The following is a 16,004-nucleotide window of genomic DNA, read 5'->3' on the forward strand; positions in this document are numbered from 1 at the left end:
CCGCGCAGCCCTCAGAGGTGGCGCAGCTCGGCGTCGATCGCGGCCGTGGTGCGCAGCAGCGCGGGAAGGTGCTCGGCGCGCAGCCGTTCGAGCGGCACGAGGCTCGCTGACGTCGGGATGTTCACGGCGGCGACGACGCGGCCGTCGCGGCCGTGCACCGGGGCCGCGACCGAGCGCAGCCCCGGCTCGAGCCCCGCCTCGACGATCGCCCAGCCCTGGTCGGCGATCTGATCGAGCTCGGCGGCGAACTCCTGGTCGGCGGGGCGTTCGGCGAGGGCGGCGAGCAGCACGCGGCCCATGCTCGTGTCGCGCGCGGGGAACCGGGTGCCGATCTGGATCCCGACGCTGAGGATCCTGCGCACGGGCACGCGCGCGACGTAGACGATGTCGTCGCCGTCGAGCACCGCGGCCGACACGCTCTCCCCCACCTCGCGGGAAAGCCGCTCGAGGTGCGGCTGCACCACCTCGGGTAGAGACAGTGCGGAGAGGTAGCTGAAGCCGAGCTCGAGCACGCGCGGGGTCAGCTCGAAACGGCGCCGGCGGCTGCGCACGTACCCGAGGTGCTCGAGCGTGATCAGGAAACGCCGGGCCGCGGCGCGGGTGACCTCGGCACGGGCGGCGACCTCGCTGAGCGTGAGGCGCGGATGATCCGCGTCGAACGCCCGGATGACCGTCAGCCCGCGCGCGAACGACTGCACGTACTCACGGGGGTCGAGGTCGCTCATCCGTGCGGCGTTTCGACTCGTCGCCGGAGCTCCTCGCTCAGCGAACGGAGGGGGTGGAGAATCCTCATCGCTCCAGCACCACTGCGAGGCCCTGGCCGACCCCGATGCAGAGGGTGGCGACCGCGACGCCGCCGCCGCGGCGCTTGAGCTCGTGGGCGGCATGGCCGATGATGCGGCCGCCGGATGCGCCGAGCGGATGGCCGATGGCGATCGCGCCGCCGTGGACGTTCACCTTCTCGGGGTCGATGTCCCACTGCCGGATGCACGCGAGGCTCTGCGACGCGAACGCCTCGTTCAGCTCGACGATGTCGACATCCGCCCACGTCTTCCCCGCCCGGGCGAGGGCCTTGTTCGCGGCCTCGACGGGCGCGACGCCGAACACATCCGGCTCGTTCCCGTGCACGCCGCGACCCGCGATGCGCGCGAGCGGCTCGACGTCGATCGCGCCCTCCGCACCGAGCAGCACCGCCGACGCCCCGTCGTTGATGGACGACGAGTTGCCGGCCGTGACCGTGCCGTCCTTCGCGAACAGCGCCTTCAGCCCGGCCAGCTTCTCGACGGTCGAGCCGTCGCGGATCCCCTCGTCGCGCGCCAGCTCGGCGCCCTCGACCTGCACGATCTCGGCGTTGTACATTCCCTCGGCCCACGCCCTGGCGGCGAACTCGTGGCTGCGCACGGCGAACGCATCCTGGTCCTCCCGCGAGATGTCGTAGATCGCCGCGAGCTTCTCGGCGCTCTCGCCGTTGGAGATCGTCCACTCCGTCGGCAGCGCGCGGTTGGTCATCCGCCAGCCGATGGCCGTGTTCCACATCATCTGGTTGCCGACCGCCGGGAAGGGCTTCGCCGCCTTCTCGACGACGTACGGCGCGCGGCTCATCGACTCGACGCCGCCGGTCAGGATGATCCGGTGATCGCCCGCCTCGATCGCGCGGGATCCCTGGATGACCGCCTCGACGGACGATCCGCAGAGCCGGTTGACGGTCACGCCGGGAACCGTGACCGGGAACCCGGCGAGCAGCGCGCCGAAACGCGCCACGTTGCGGTTGTCCTCGCCCGCCTGGTTGGCGTCGCCGAAGATCACGTCCTCGATGAGCGCGGGGTCGAGCCCGGTGCGCTCGACCGCGGCGCGCATCACCGTGGCGGCGAGGTCGTCGGGCCGCACGCCCGACAGCGCGCCGGCGGCCTTGCCGAACGGGGTGCGGACGGCGTCGTAGATGAATGTGCTTGTCATTGCTCTTCTCCTCTCCCCTCGTTCGTTGAGCGAGGGAGGAACGACCGAGTCGAAACGGCCCGGACTGCCTACGGTGTGGAAGTCGTTCGCGAGTGCTGCGTTTCGATACTTCGGCTCGCTCCGCTCGCTCAGAACGGCGCTCGCCTCTTCGCTCGCTCAACGACCGGTGGGGTGAGGGTCAGGCCGGTGAGCTGCTCGAGCCCGTCGACAGTGTTGTCGCCGAACAGCTCGCGCACGCGGAAGCCGTTCTCGGTCACGTCGAAGACGGCGTGATCCGTGTAGACGCGCGTCACGCATCCGACTCCCGTGAGCGGATACGTGCACTCGGCAACGAGCTTCGACTCGCCCTGCTTCGTGAGCAGGTCGGTCATGACGAACACCTGCTTCGCGCCGATGGCGAGGTCCATCGCCCCGCCGACGGCCGGGATCGCCCCGGGCGCGCCCGTCGACCAGTTCGCCAGGTCGCCGCCCTGCGACACCTGGAACGCGCCGAGCACACACACGTCGAGGTGACCGCCGCGCATCATCGCGAACGAGTCGGCGTGGTGGAAGTACGCCGCTCCCGGCTGTGCGGTGACGGGCTGCTTGCCGGCGTTGATGAGATCCGGATCGATGCGGTCGGGCTCCGGAGCCTGTCCCATCCCGAGCAGGCCGTTCTCGGTGTGCAGGATGATCTCCTGGTCGGCGGGAAGGAAGTTCGCGACAAGGGTCGGGGCGCCGATGCCGAGGTTCACGTACGACCCCTCGGGGATGTCGGCGGCGATGCGCGCCGCGAGGTCGTCGCGGCTGATCCGGGTGGACATGCTGCTCACGCCTCCTGCGTCTCGAGCGGGCGGCCCTCGATGTCGACGCCGCCGACGAAGGCGCCGTCACGCAGCCAGCGGCGCTGTCCGACCGCGACCACGCGGTCGACGAAGATCCCGGGCGTGATGACGGCCTCGGGGTCGAGCGCACCGAGCTCGACCGTCTCGTCGACCTGCACGATCGTGGTGGCGGCCGCGGTCGCCATGATCGGGCCGAAGTTGCGCGCGGTCTCGCGGTAGACGAGGTTGCCCCAGCGGTCGCCCTTGAGGGCGCTGATCAGCGCGTAGTCGGCGCGGATCGGATACTCGAGCACGTAGCGCCGGCCGTCGATCTCGCGCTCCTCCTTGCCCTCGGCGAGCTGTGTGCCCACACCCGTCGGCGAGAAGAACGCGCCGATGCCGGCCCCGGCGGCGCGGATGCGCTCGGCGAGGTTGCCCTGCGGCACGAGCTCGAGCTCGATCTCCCCCGCCCGGTACAGGCCGTCGAACACCCACGAGTCGCTCTGCCGCGGGAACGAGCAGATGATCCTGCGCACGCGCTTCGCCGCGAGCAGCGCCGCGAGGCCCGTGTCGCCGTTGCCGGCGTTGTTGTTCACGATGGTGAGGTCGGATGCGCCGTGCGCGATGAGTGCGTCGATCAGCTCGACGGGCTGCCCGGCCCGTCCGAACCCGCCGATCATGATCGTCGAGCCGTCCTCGATCCCCGCGACCGCGTCCTCGACGCTCGCGACGGTCTTGTCGATCATCCGGCTCCCTTGCTGGTTTCGCGTTGTTCGCTTTGCGAACACTCGTGCGCGTGACGCACACAGCGTAGCCCGCAAGGCCGGGGACGCGCCAGGGCGGGTCGCGTCGCACATTGTCAAGGCGGTTCCGGATGACACCGGGTCCGGATGGAATGCAGGGACACGCGATGCATCGAGCGAACGGAGTGAGCCGAAGTGACCAACGAGCCGACCACCGAACCCCTGACCTTCCAGCCGGGCACGGCGATCGTGACCGCATCCGACTCGGGCATCGGCCGGGCGACGGCCGTGGCCCTCGCCCGTGCGGGCCTCGACGTGGGCGTCACGTGGCACTCCGACGAGGAGGGCGCCCGCGAGACCGCCCGCCTCGTCGAGGCCGAGGGCCGCAAGGCCGTCGTGGCGCAGCTCGACCTGAGGAACGTCCCCGGCTGCGGCGACGTGATCGACCGGCTGGCCGAGGAGCTCGGCGGGGTCGACGTCTTCGTCAACAACGCCGGCACCGGCGACAGCGTGCCGTTCCTCGACGTGGACCTCGAGGGATGGCGCCGCGTCGTGACGACCGACCTCGAGGGCGCGTTCGTCGTCATGCAGCGCGCCGCGCGGCTGATGGTCTCGAAGGGCCGCGGCGGACGGATCATCGGCGTCACGAGCGTGCACGAGCACCAGCCGCTGATGGGATCCTCGGCCTACGACGCCGCCAAGCACGGCCTCGGCGGCCTGCTCAAGACCATGGCGATCGAGCTCGCCGAGCACGGGATCACCGTCAACGCCGTCGCACCGGGGCTCGTCGCCACGCCGATGACCGACATCGACCCGGCGCAGGCCGCGCAGACGCATCGCCCCGGCATCCCGCTCGGCCGCCCCGGCGTGCCCGAGGAGATCGCCGCCGTGATCGCGTTCCTGGCCTCGCCGGCCTCGTCCTATGTCACCGGCGCATCCTGGCCCGTCGACGGCGGCATGCTGCAGATGGGGCCGATGGCGGGCGCGGCCCTGGAGAGCGACGACTGGCGCCGGATCTGAGGCTCTACGCTGGCGGGCATGGCCATCCTGCACACCGTCGTCTTCACGCTCGCCCACGCCGCCGGTTCGCCCGAGGAGGCGCGCTTCCTGGAGGACGGACGGCGCATCCTGACCGGGATCCCCGGCGTGGAGGACTTCACGGTGCGCGAGCAGGTCAGCCCGAAGAGCGACCTGCGCTGGCAGTTCAGCATGCGGTTCGCCGACCGGGCCGCTTATGACGCCTACAACGCCTACCCCGCGCACGTCGGGTTCGTCGAGCAGCGGTGGACGACCGAGGTGGCGCGGTTCCAGGAGTACGACTTCGTCGACCACGCCTGACCGCACCGGCGGTCCCGGCGCGCCAGTGCCCGTGAGGCCGCCGCGACGCGGCTCATAGACTCGACGGAGGGCGCGCACCCGAGCGCCGGATCGGAGAGCGCCCCGACGGTGACAGCCCGCCCGACCCGCAGGTGGCAGCACCTGGCCGCACTCAGCTGGTGGCATCCGGCCGTCACCGGCTGGATCCGCCTGACCATCGCGGCGATCTGCGTGGTCGCGCTCGTGCACCGGCTGTTCTGGGGGCTGAGCTCCAACACGATCGCAGGAGCGAACTTCCTCGCCTACCTGACGATGGAGTCGAACATCCTGTTCGCGTGCGTCTGGATCATCTCGGGCGTCGACGCGCTGCACCGGATGACGGATCCGCCGTGGCTGACGATGGCCCGCACGATCGCCCTCAGCTGGACGACCACGGCGGGGATCGTGTTCGGGTTCCTCGTGTGGCAGGCGGGGGAACGCGCCATCCGGATCGACGTGCCCTGGTCGGACCAGCTGCTTCATTTCTGGGTGCCCGCGCTGGCCCTCGTCGACTGGGCCTTCGCCGCGGGTAGGCGTCCCGCGCCGTGGCGGGTGGTGCCGATCGTGCTGACGTATCCGGTGCTCTGGGGCGCGTTGACGATGTGGCGCGGCTCGGTGATCGGCTGGTACCCGTACTACTTCCTCGATCTGCGCCAGGTGAGCGGGCCTCCCGAGTTCCTGCTCACGAGCGGGGCCGCCCTCGGCGTCTTCGCGATCGTCTCGGTGACGCTCGTGCTGCTCAGCCGGCGCCACCATGCGCGGCGAAGGCGACGGGCCGCGGCAGGATCAGGCCGGGGGGCGGAACAGCTCGAGTGACGCGACCGCCCGCGCCACCGCATCCTCGTCGGACAGCTCCGCGAACTCGCGTGCCGCGGCCCCGCCGATCCGGCCGACGAGGATGTTCTCGCCGGTCGCGGGCTTCAGATTGATCCAGGTGCGGATGGCGGCGTCGCCGTCGACGACGTGCCAGAGCGCGGCGTCGGTCTGCCAGAAGTCCTCGTCGAACCGCAGCCAGATGGTCTCGATGTCGCCCATGCCGAGCGCCGCGATCGCCCCGCGGTGCGAGAACGGCAGCGGCGGCTCGAACTCGATCCCCTCGTCCTGCAGCACGCCGAGCGGCACGGTCAGCACGACCCGGTCGACGGAGATGGCCTCGCCCGTGCCGAGCCGCAGGCTCACACCCGAGTCGTCGTAGACGACGCCCACGACCGTGGTCGAGCGCGCGACCTGGATGTCCTGGACGAGCGACTCGATCAGGGCCGCGGCGTCGGACGTGATCGCGGTCGGCTCCCGGGCGGGAAGCTCGGGCGGGAACCAACTCGAGAGGTCAGCCGCATCGGCTCCGGTGGTCGCGGCGAGCAGCGCCAGGAAGGCGGCGGTGGCCGGCGCCTCGGGATCCGCCCCCGACTCGACGAGCGCCTCCGCGAGCGCGGGATCGGCGGCCCGCGGCTGCGCCCACGCGATCGCGGCCTCGACAGGACCCGCCGGCGGCGCGTCCACCTCTCCGTCGCCCGACATCGCCGCCTCCCCCTCGAGGGGCTCGGTCTCGATCTCGAGCGCCGCGAGCCTCGACGCGAGCTCGCCGTCCTCGTCGGTGAGCAGCCATCCGCCGAGCTGCGGGGGCACGGGCCAGGAGTCGTCGGCGAGCGCGTGGAGCCGGCCGCCCACCCGGCCGCGCGCCTCGATCACGCTCACCTCGAACCCGGACTGCACAAGACGGCGCGCGGCGACCGCGCCCGCGAGGCCCGCCCCGACCACGGCGATGCGCTCGCCCTCCGAGGCGGCCGCCCGCACGTCGTCGGCCACGCGCTCGCCCGAGCGCAGGGCCGCCGACAGCGTGCCGGGCTGGTGCCAGGTCGCCTCACCGGCGAAGAACACGCGGTCGGCCACGGGCTCGGCGAGCGTCGCGCGATCGTCGGTGCTCGCGCCGTGCGGCGTGAAGCTCGCCGCTCCGCGCGCGTACGGGTCGGCCGCCCACGCGCTGCGCGCGAACGCCGCCGGCACAAGCGGTGCGGCCGTCGGGATGGCGGAGCCCGTGGGCGTCGGCGCGGTCGTCGGGGGCGCGGACGAGGGCGGCGGCGCGGGCGTCTCGCCCGTGCAGGATGCGAGCAGGACGGCGACGGCACCGGCGCCGGCGCCGACGAAGAAGGTGCGTCGCGAGATCCCCATCGTCACGCCACCCTATCCGCAGGTCGCGCGCATGGCGCCCGGCCTCACCGGCTCAGCCCGCGCGCCTCCCGAGGCGCAGGAACCGGTCGCGGTGGCGATCTCGGCGGGACGAGGCGTGCTCCGCGGGCCCGGTGGGCCCCGCCACCCGCAGGATGGCGCGCGCGAGCACCGCATCCGGATCCACTCCCGTCCAGCGCAGCGAGCGGCGCGCGCTGTCGTCGGCGCGCATCTCCACGAGCGCGGCGACCTCGCTCTCGGCGCGGGCGGCGATCGGGAACCAGGGCAGCGCGTCGCGCCACGCCTTGAACGCGACGAGCAGCACCTCGTGACGCTGTTCGACGTGCGCCCGCTCGTGGGCGATGACGGCGGCGAGCTCGTCCTGATCCAGCCCGTCGAGCAGCCCCTGCGAGAGCACGGTGACGGATCCGATCCCGCGCGGAAGGCAGTACGCGACGGGGGCGGCGTCATCCAGCACGCGCGTGCGCGCCTGCGTGGGATGCGGCGCCGACAGCAGGTTCAGCAGCGCGAGGTGGCGACGGCGCTGGCGCTCGAACTGCACGACGGTGATCACGAGGTGCACGAGCAGGTACGCGGCGAGCGCGGCGGGCAGGATGTACGCCGCCCAGTCACACGGCAGCAGCGCCCCGCCGAGGAACAGCAGGGCGCCGATCATCGACAGGCCACCGGCGAGGGCGATCACCTGCCACAGCAGCAGCGCCCAGCCCGGCGCCCGGGCCGGCCACGCGGCGCGCGAGAGCAGGATCGGCACGGGCCAGGCGAGCAGGACGGCGATCGCCGCGGCCAGCAGCGCGATCAGCAGCACGGCGTCGATCTCGAAGGCCGCCGGCACGACGTCTCCGCCGACGAGGGGCCGGCGCCCGAGACCTGCCGTCATGCCATCAGGCTGCGCCGGCGAGGAGGCGCCGCAGCACTTCGGCATCCTCGGGCGTGACCCCGCCGACGAAGCGCGCGAGCACGGCGCTGCGGTCGCCGGCGTCGCCGAGCACCTCGTGCATCAGCTCGGCCACGTGGTCGACGCGGCTGGCGGTGGCGCGGTAGCGGTGCGGGCGGGCCGAGCGGTCGGAGGCGACGAAGCCCTTCTTCTCGAGGCGCGACAGCACGGTCAGCAGCGTGGTCGCCGCCAGCTGCCGGCCCTGCTCGCGCTCGAGGTGCTCCTGCACGTCGTACGCGGTGAGCGCGGCCTCGTCGCTGTCCCAGAGGACGTCCATGACGGAGCGCTCGAGTTCACCCAGACTGCTCATCCGCACCTCCACCCGCCGTTCGAGTCCTCTCCCAGGGTACGGGACTTCGCTGCGGCGTAGAACTAGTTCGACATCGAGACGAACTGATTCGACCCCCTGTAGAACTACTTCTACGGTTTGTAGAATCGCTTCGCCGGAGTAGCGTCGGCAACAGGCCGGGACCTCACTGCTCTCCCCCCATTCAGCCGAGGTCCTCGTGACAGGAAGGCTCCCGTGGATCCGCTCGACATCGCCCGCTGGCAGTTCGGCATCACCACCGTCTATCACTTCCTTTTGGTTCCCCTCACCCTCGGCCTCGGCGTCGGGGTCGCGCTCATGCAGACGGCCTGGGTGCGCACGGGCGACGAGCGCTGGCTCCGGATGACCAAGTTCTGGGGAAAGCTGTACCTGATCAACTTCATCCTCGGCGTGGCCACCGGCCTCGTGCAGGAGTTCCAGTTCGGGATGGCCTGGAGCGAGTACTCGCGCTTCGTCGGCGACGTGTTCGGCGCCCCGCTCGCCATGGAGGGCCTGCTCGCGTTCTTCGCCGAGTCGACCTTCCTCGGCGTCTGGATCTTCGGCTGGGGGCGCCTGCGCAAGGGCGTGCACCTCGCGGCGCTCTGGCTCGCCGTCACCGGATCCTGGTTCTCGGCGTACTTCATCATCGTCGCGAACTCGTGGATGCAGCATCCGGTCGGCGTCGAGCTCGACGCCGACGGCCGCCCCGTCATGACCGACATCTGGGCGGTGCTCGGCAACAACACCGCGATCGCCGCGTTCGCCCACGTGATCGCCGGGGCGCTGATGGTCGGCGGGATGTTCCTGCTCGGCATCGCCTGGTACCACCTGTGGCGCCGTCGCCACGACGGCATCGACACGGTGGGCAAGGATGGCCGCGTCGTCGTCGGATCGCATCCGGACATCGCCGGGCGCGACGAGAAGGACCATGGCGTGTGGCTGCGCTCGCTCCGGATCGGCGCGCTCGTCGCGATCGTCGGCTTCGGGGCGGTCGCCATCACGGGCGACATCCAGGGCAAGCTCATGTACGAGCAGCAGCCGATGAAGATGGCGGCCGCGGAGGCGGCGTGCCACACCGGCTCATCCTTCTCCGTGCTCTCGATCGGCGACCCGGGAGCCGTCGACTGCGCAGACGTGCAGACCCTGATCGAGGTGCCCGGCGTGCTGGGCTGGCTCGCCAAGGGAGACTTCGGGGCCGAGATGCCCGGCATCCAGGACCTCGAGCCGCAGTACGTCGAGAACTTCGGCGCTCAGCTTCCCGACGACCCGCGGCTCGGCGACCAGGCCGGCCGCGACATCGAGTACGTGCCGCTGATGTGGGTGACGTACTGGGGCTTCCGGCTGATGATCGGGCTGGGCGCGATCCCGGCCGGCGCGGCGGTGGTGGCGCTCTGGCTGACCCGCAAGGGCACGGTCCCCGCCTCGAAGTGGATCATGCGGCTCGCGCTGCTGGGCATCCTCGCCCCGTTCGCCGCGAACATCGCCGGCTGGATCTTCACCGAGCTCGGCCGGCAGCCGTTCGTCGTCGCCCCGAACCCCGACTACTGGGGGACCGGCGACGCGGTGTTCATGTTCACCGCCGCGGCGGTCTCGCCGGGCACCACCGTGGGCGAGCTGCTCTTCTCGGTGATCTCGCTGACCGCGGTGTACGGCATCCTGCTCGTCGTGCTGATCGGCCTGATGGTCAAGTACACGCGCGGCGGCGTCGCCGGGGCGATGCCCGACATGGAGCACGGGATCGAGCGGACCGACCGCGGACCGGATGAGCATCCGGACGACGACAGGTCTGATGATCGGCAGCCTCCGGCTTCCGATGGCGACAAGAAGAACGACGTCCTGTCGTTCGCCTACTGATCGCGAAGGAGAGTCGGAAATGGAACCTCTGGCAATCGTCTGGTTCATCGCGATCGGCCTGCTCTGGATCGGCTTCCTCGTGCTCGAGGGCTTCGACCTGGGCGTCGGGATGCACATGATCCTCCGCGCGAAGGACGACAAGGACCGCCGGGTCATGCTGAACACGATCGGGCCGGTGTGGGACGGCAACGAGGTGTGGCTCATCACCGCCGGCGCCGCCCTGTTCGCGGCGTTCCCCATGTGGTACGCCTCGCTGTTCTCGGCCCTCTACGTGCCGCTCACGATCGCGCTGCTCGGGCTCATCCTGCGCGCGGTCAGCATCGAGTACCGCGGCAAGGTGGCCGACCCGCGCTGGGCGCGGTTCTGGACGTGGACGCTCGGGATCGGATCGGCCGTCGTCGCGTTCTGCGTCGGCGCCGCGCTCGCCATCACGTCGACGGGTCTGCCGCTCGACGAGTACGGCGACCGCGTCGGGCATCCGTTCGTCTGGCTGACCGTCCCCGCGGTGATCGGCGGGCTCGCGCTCGTCGGGTTCGCGCTCACCCACGGCGCGACGTTCCTCGCACTCAAGAGCGACGGCCCGGTGCGCGAGCGGGCCGCCGCCTTCGCGGCGACCTGGGGACCGCTGGGCCTCCTTCCCGCCGCAGTGTGGGCGCTGTGGGTGCAGTTCCAGCACGGCGGGAACATCCTGTCGTGGGCCTTGGTCGTGCTCGCCGTCGCGGCCGCGGCGTTCGGCTGGTGGAACGCCCGCGCCCGGCGCGAGGGCTTCGCGTTCACGGGATACGCCGCGTTTATGGTGTTCGGCGCGGGATCGATCTTCGCCGGGATGTTCCCGTACGTGCTTCCCTCCACGCTCGACCCGGCCCACGGCCTCACGGTCGCGAACGCCTCCAACAGCCCCTACACGCTGGGAGTGATGACGGTCGTCGCGGCGATCGGCCTGCCGATCGTCATCGCCTATCAGGCGTGGTCGTACTGGGTGTTCCGCAAGCGCGTCGGCCCCGGCGCGATCCCCGAGGCGCACAGCTTCGTCCCCGCCATCCTGCGCGCCAAGTGATCGCGCAGGCTGGCCCCGCGGCTCCGGTGTCCGACGCGGTGTCCGACGCGGTGTCGAACGCGGTGTCGAACGACCCGTGGGAGATCGAGGCCGCGCGCCCGAAGCCGCCCGCCCGGCGGCCCGAGCTCGGCCCGGTGCGGCCGGTCGCGGTGCTGGGCCTCGGGCTGCTCGCGGCCCTGCGCGCCCTGGGTCTTGTCCTCGTCGCGGGCGCCGTCGCCGCCGGTATCGCGGGGCTGCAGCGGGGCGAGGTCGACGCGGGCGGCATCCTGCTGCTCGGCGCGAGCGGGGCGCTGCTGCGATCCGGATCGGGATGGGCGACGGACGTCGTCGCGCGGCGGGTCGCGATCACCGTCAAGCGCACGCTGCGCCGCGACCTGTGGCGCAGGATCGCCGACGGCGACCCCGGCGAGCGCGAGGGCGGGATCGCGGTGCTCGCCACGGACGGGCTCGAGGACCTCGACGACTACTACGTGCGCAGCCTTCCCGCCATGATCGCGGCAGTGGTCGTGCCGGCGATCGTTGGCCTGCGCATCCTCGGCGCCGACTGGCTGAGCGCCGCGATCATCGTGGTGACCGTTCCCCTCATCCCCTTCTTCATGGTGCTGATCGGGCGACACACGCAGGCCCGCACCGACGAGGCCCTCCGGGCGCTTGCCCGGCTCGCCGACCACCTCACCGAGCTCGCGCGCGGCCTTCCCGTGCTCGTGGGCCTCGGCCGTGTGGCCGAGCAGTCCCGCGCGCTCGACGACATCCAGCACGGCTACCGCACCCGCACACAGGAGACGCTGCGCTGGGCGTTCCTCTCCGCGCTCGCGCTCGAGCTGATCGCGACGATCTCGGTCGCGCTCGTCGCGGTCGTCCTGGGCCTGCGCCTGATGCACGGCACGGTCGGCCTGGAGGCGGCGCTGCTCGTGCTGATCCTCGCGCCCGAGTGCTACGCGGTGCTGCGCGATGTGGGCACCGCGTTCCACTCGTCGCAGAACGGCCTCTCGGCGCTCGAGCGCGTGCGGGCGATCCTGGGACGCGGAGAAGTGCCCGAGGCGAGGAGGAATGCGCCCGAATCCTCCTCGTCTCGCGGAGATCTCCTTGTCTCGGTGCGTGGCCTCACGGTCCGGTACGCCGATCGCGAGACCCCCACGCTCGTCGGCGTCGACGCGCGGCTCGAGGGGATCACCGCGATCACGGGCCCCAGCGGCGTCGGCAAGTCGACGCTGCTCGCCGCGCTCGCCGGCACCCTCCCGGCCGATGCGGAGGTGTCCGGATCCATCGAGGGGACGGATCCGGATCACGTCGCGTACGCCCCGCAGGCACCGCGCGGGTTCACCGACACCCCACGCGAGGAGCTCGCGCTGTTCGGCGCGCCGGATCCGGTCGCGGCGCTCGCCGAGCTCGGCCTCGCGCACGTCGCCGATTCGCGCATCGCCGAGCTGAGCCCCGGAGAGCTGCGGCGCCTGGCGGTGGCACGGACGCTCGCGCGGGTCGACCTCGGCGCGACGCTGCTGGTGCTGGACGAGCCGACCGCGCACCTCGACGCCGCCTCGGCCGAGCGCGTGCGCGGCGCGATCCGGGCCCGCGCCTCCCGCGCGACGGTGGTGCTGGCGACCCACGAGCCGGAGACCCTCGCCCTCGCGACCCGAAGGGTGGCGGTCGGGGCGGAGGGGCGTCCGGGCGGTTTCGACTCCCTCGCTGCGCTCGGTCGCTCAACCAGCAACAACGCCCCGATCGAAGCGCAGTCACTCCCGGTCGTTGAGCGGAGCGAAGCGGAGTCGAAACGGGTTGAGCGAGCGAAGCGAGTCGAAACCGACACCTCCCCCACCCCCACCCCCACGGCCCCGTGGCTCATCGGCATCGTGCTCGCGTTCCTCGCAGTGGGGCTCGGGCTCTCGCTCAGCGCCGTGTCGGGCTGGCTGATCGTGCGCGCGAGCGTCGAGGAGTACATCATGTACCTGCTCGTCGCGATCGTCGGCGTGCGGTTCTTCGGCATCGGGCGGTCGATCGCGCGGTATGCCGAGCGGCTGTTCACCCACGAGGCCGCGTTCCGGATGGTCGACGCGCTGCGTCTGCGACTGTGGCACGCGATCGCCGCGCGCGGGGCCGGGTCGCGCCGCCTGCTCGAGGGCGGATCGCCCGTCGACTACCTCGTTGTGCTCGCCGACGAGCTGCGCGACCTGCTGCCGCGCGTGATCCCGCCGCTCGTCGTCGGCGTGCTGTCGATCGTCGGCGTGACGATCACCACGGCCTTCGTCCTTCCACAGCTCGTTGTGCCGGTGCTCGCGACCCTCGTCGCCGCCGCGGGGATCGGCGCGGCCCTCGCGATCGGCGCCGCACGCAGCGCCCAGCGGACGAGGATCACCCAGCGCTCGGCGCTGGTGCGCGGTACGGCCGCCCTGAGCGCCGCGGCCGATGACCTGCGCGCGAACGGGGTCGCCGACCGCGCGCTGGCCGTGCTCGCCGACGCCGATGCGCGCCTCGCCCGCGCGGAGCGCCGTGTCTCGTGGGGCGCCGGCCTCGGGACGGCCGTCGTTGTCCTCGCCACCACGCTGCTCGCCATCGCGACACCGCTGCTGTCCGGGGGATCTCCCGCCGAGCTCGCCTGCGTCATCGCGCTGCTCGCCCTGGCGGCCCTCGAGCCGCTCGCCGACCTCGTCGCCGCCGCGCACCGCCTGCCGGCGCTCGGCGCCGTGCGGAGCCGGATCGCTCCCCTGCTCGAGGAGCCGCCCGTCGCGGTCTCGGGCACGGCGGTGCCGGCAGACCCGATCCGCGAGCTCGCACTGGACGGCCTCGCGGCCCGGTACGGGGAGACGGACGTGTTCGCCGGGCTCGACGGCGTCGCGCGCGCCGGCGAGTGGCTGGTGGTCGAGGGGCCGAGCGGATCCGGCAAATCGACGCTGCTGTCGATCGTGATGGGCGCGCTGCCGGCGGCGGGCGGCTCCGTCCGCGTCGACGGCGTCCCGCTCACCGAACTCGACGCCGCGGCCTGGCGCACCCGCATCGCGTGGTGCCCGCAGGACGCGTACGTGTTCGACTCGACGCTGCGCGGCAACCTGCTGCTGGCCCGCCCGCGCACCGACCGCCCCTCCGACGCGGAGATGACCGAGGTGCTGGAACGCGTCGGCCTCGGCCCGCTGCTGCGCACCCTCCCGCGCGGGCTCGACACCCGCGTCGGCGCGGGCGGGTCGGCGCTGTCCGGTGGCGAGCGCCAGCGCCTCGCGGTCGCGCGTGCCCTGCTGACGCGGGCTCAGGTCATCCTGCTCGACGAGCCGACGGCGCACCTCGACGCGCCGACCGCCGCCGCGATGATGGCCGACATCCGCCGCGCCACGACCGACCGCATCGTGCTGCTCGTCTCGCACCGCGCCGACGACCGGCGCCCCGGCGACCGCGTGCTCGCGCTGCGCTGAGCGAGCCGGAGCAGGCCGGCGCGCAAGCCGGAATCCCGCCGAGCGGGACGCGTAGAGGTACCCATGCCGGCGCGCACCCGGAGGCATAGCCTCCGGGCAAGTGCCGTCCCCCGGCCTTCGACGAAGAAGGGCAACGCATGACCATCTCCCCCACCTCACGACGCCGCGCGGGCATCGCCCTCGCCTCCACCATCGCCCTCGGGATCCCGCTCGCGGCCGGCGCCCCCGCGGTCGCCGATGCGACGTTCCCCTCCCCCGAGGGCCAGACCAACACGTCCGCGATCCTCACCTACGCCGACCTGATCGCCGCGCTCGACCGGATCGAGCGCACGTCGCGCTTCGGCGTCGACGTGACCACCCTCGCCGAGGTCGGCACCGCCGTGTCGACGTCCGAGCAGGGGCGCGACCTCTACGTCGCCACCGTCGGCGAAGGTGCCGAGCACGTGTGGCTGCAGGGACGCATCCACGGCAACGAGCCCTACGGCGTCGACTCGCTGCTCGCCGTGCTCAAGGAGCTGAGCTCCAACGGCTCGGCCGACTGGCAGCTGCTGCGCGAGAAGTACACGTTCCACGTCATCCCGATGTACAACCCCGACGGATCCGAGCTGAACATCCGGCACACGATCATCGAGGACGGCAGCCGGATCGACCTCAACCGCGACTGGCAGGAGGGCGACTTCCTCGCCGCCGAGTCGGAGGCGTTCTACGAGTACTGGACGATGGTCGATCCGGCGTTCGCGATCGACATCCACCATCAGGGCCTGAAGACCGAGTACGGGACGGGCGACCCGGTGACCATGTCGCTCGGCATCTCGCTCGCGCCGGGCGGCCCGACCCTTCCCGGCCTCGAGGGCGGCGCGTACGACGTGCTCACGCGCCAGATGCACGTGCACGCGTACGACGAGCTCGAGGAGGTCGGCTACACCAACGTCGACCGGTACCAGGTGGGCGGCAGCCTCGAGATCGACATCCACGGCGGCGTGGTGTCGGCGATGATGCTCGGCCTGAACCACGACGGTCTGAACCCCGAGGGGCACACCAACCCGGCGATCTTCTTCGAGACCAGCGGCAACACGAGCGAGGGCAGCCTCGGCCAGAAGGCCCGCGGCAAGTCGATCCAGCAGAACGTCCGGGCCATCGAGGCCGTGCTCGTCGGCATGGCCACCGGCGAGGTGCAGCAGGAGGACCCGGAGCGCTGGGACGACATCCCCCACGCCCCCACCACCGGCTACCAGACCGACGACGGGGTCGTGCCGATCGGGTACTGATCACCTCCGGGTCGTCGAGGTGTCGAAGCGGTCACGTCGCCCCGCGGGCCCGACCCGCGGCAGCGCGTGGCCGTTTCGACTCCTCGCTTCGCTCGTCGCTCAACGAACAAGGGGGGATGACGCTGGTCGCTCCATTGC

General features: G+C 72.1%; 14 protein-coding genes. 7 read left to right on the plus strand and 7 right to left on the minus strand.

Features of this window, described 5'->3' with window-relative positions; genetic code table 11:
• Positions 1 to 11: 11 nt before the first annotated feature.
• The 4 genes from ABD161_RS00555 to ABD161_RS00570 all read right to left on the minus strand — a co-directional run bounded on the left by ABD161_RS00555 (position 12) and on the right by ABD161_RS00570 (position 3,505).
• On the minus strand, positions 12 to 725 hold the full coding sequence (locus ABD161_RS00555) for an IclR family transcriptional regulator domain-containing protein (protein WP_343998687.1): 714 nt from the start codon (positions 723 to 725) through the stop codon (positions 12 to 14).
• A 64-nt stretch (positions 726 to 789) separates the two neighbouring features.
• Positions 790 to 1,956, minus strand: a complete 1,167-nt coding sequence (locus tag ABD161_RS00560) for a thiolase family protein (protein WP_343998688.1) — start codon at positions 1,954 to 1,956, stop codon at positions 790 to 792.
• Positions 1,957 to 2,084: 128 nt separating this feature from the next.
• Positions 2,085 to 2,759: a 3-oxoacid CoA-transferase subunit B gene (locus ABD161_RS00565; RefSeq protein WP_343998689.1), complete on the minus strand. Its 675-nt coding sequence runs from the start codon at positions 2,757 to 2,759 to the stop codon at positions 2,085 to 2,087.
• Between the two features lie 5 nt (positions 2,760 to 2,764).
• Entirely contained in the window at positions 2,765 to 3,505 is a 741-nt protein-coding gene (locus ABD161_RS00570; protein WP_343998690.1) for a 3-oxoacid CoA-transferase subunit A, read from the minus strand.
• Between the two features lie 192 nt (positions 3,506 to 3,697).
• On the opposite strand from ABD161_RS00570, the gene ABD161_RS00575 reads away from it, so the two are divergent.
• The 3 genes from ABD161_RS00575 to ABD161_RS00585 all read left to right on the plus strand — a co-directional run bounded on the left by ABD161_RS00575 (position 3,698) and on the right by ABD161_RS00585 (position 5,674).
• Positions 3,698 to 4,522: an SDR family oxidoreductase gene (locus tag ABD161_RS00575; protein WP_343998691.1), complete on the plus strand. Its 825-nt coding sequence runs from the start codon at positions 3,698 to 3,700 to the stop codon at positions 4,520 to 4,522.
• Between the two features lie 18 nt (positions 4,523 to 4,540).
• Entirely contained in the window at positions 4,541 to 4,840 is a 300-nt protein-coding gene (locus ABD161_RS00580) for a Dabb family protein (protein WP_343998693.1), read from the plus strand.
• 108 nt (positions 4,841 to 4,948) lie between these two features.
• Positions 4,949 to 5,674, plus strand: a complete 726-nt coding sequence (locus tag ABD161_RS00585; protein ID WP_343998695.1) for a Pr6Pr family membrane protein — start codon at positions 4,949 to 4,951, stop codon at positions 5,672 to 5,674.
• Here the strand turns inward: ABD161_RS00585 and ABD161_RS00590 are convergent.
• The 3 genes from ABD161_RS00590 to ABD161_RS00600 are packed head-to-tail and all read right to left on the minus strand — an operon-like array spanning position 5,645 to position 8,289.
• Positions 5,645 to 7,027 carry a flavin monoamine oxidase family protein gene (locus ABD161_RS00590; RefSeq protein WP_343999104.1) on the minus strand — a complete coding sequence of 461 codons (1,383 nt, stop codon included), beginning with the start codon at positions 7,025 to 7,027 and terminating at the stop codon, positions 5,645 to 5,647. The genes ABD161_RS00585 and ABD161_RS00590 overlap by 30 nt on opposite strands.
• 52 nt (positions 7,028 to 7,079) lie before the next feature.
• Positions 7,080 to 7,922, minus strand: a complete 843-nt coding sequence (locus tag ABD161_RS00595; RefSeq protein ID WP_343998697.1) for a M56 family metallopeptidase — start codon at positions 7,920 to 7,922, stop codon at positions 7,080 to 7,082.
• A gap of 4 nt (positions 7,923 to 7,926) precedes the next feature.
• The gene (locus ABD161_RS00600; RefSeq protein ID WP_343998699.1) at positions 7,927 to 8,289 is read right to left on the minus strand and encodes a BlaI/MecI/CopY family transcriptional regulator; all 363 of its coding nucleotides are present in this window, start codon (positions 8,287 to 8,289) and stop codon (positions 7,927 to 7,929) included.
• A gap of 213 nt (positions 8,290 to 8,502) precedes the next feature.
• Here ABD161_RS00600 and ABD161_RS00605 point away from each other — a divergent pair, with 213 nt between their 5' ends.
• From ABD161_RS00605 to ABD161_RS00620, 4 genes are all read left to right on the plus strand, one after another.
• A complete protein-coding gene (locus tag ABD161_RS00605) occupies positions 8,503 to 10,140 on the plus strand; it encodes a cytochrome ubiquinol oxidase subunit I (RefSeq protein WP_135114649.1) in 1,638 nt (545 codons plus the stop codon).
• A 19-nt stretch (positions 10,141 to 10,159) separates the two neighbouring features.
• A complete protein-coding gene (cydB, locus tag ABD161_RS00610; RefSeq protein ID WP_343998702.1) occupies positions 10,160 to 11,197 on the plus strand; it encodes a cytochrome d ubiquinol oxidase subunit II in 1,038 nt (345 codons plus the stop codon).
• Positions 11,194 to 14,598 carry a thiol reductant ABC exporter subunit CydC gene (gene cydC / locus ABD161_RS00615; RefSeq protein WP_343998704.1) on the plus strand — a complete coding sequence of 1,135 codons (3,405 nt, stop codon included), beginning with the start codon at positions 11,194 to 11,196 and terminating at the stop codon, positions 14,596 to 14,598. Before cydB ends, cydC begins: the two co-directional genes overlap by 4 nt.
• Positions 14,599 to 14,735: 137 nt before the next feature.
• Positions 14,736 to 15,866: a M14 family zinc carboxypeptidase gene (locus ABD161_RS00620; protein ID WP_343998707.1), complete on the plus strand. Its 1,131-nt coding sequence runs from the start codon at positions 14,736 to 14,738 to the stop codon at positions 15,864 to 15,866.
• The last annotated feature ends 138 nt before the right edge of the window (positions 15,867 to 16,004 follow it).

This window comes from Microbacterium paludicola (assembly GCF_039529675.1).
GTDB lineage: Bacteria > Actinomycetota > Actinomycetes > Actinomycetales > Microbacteriaceae > Microbacterium > Microbacterium paludicola.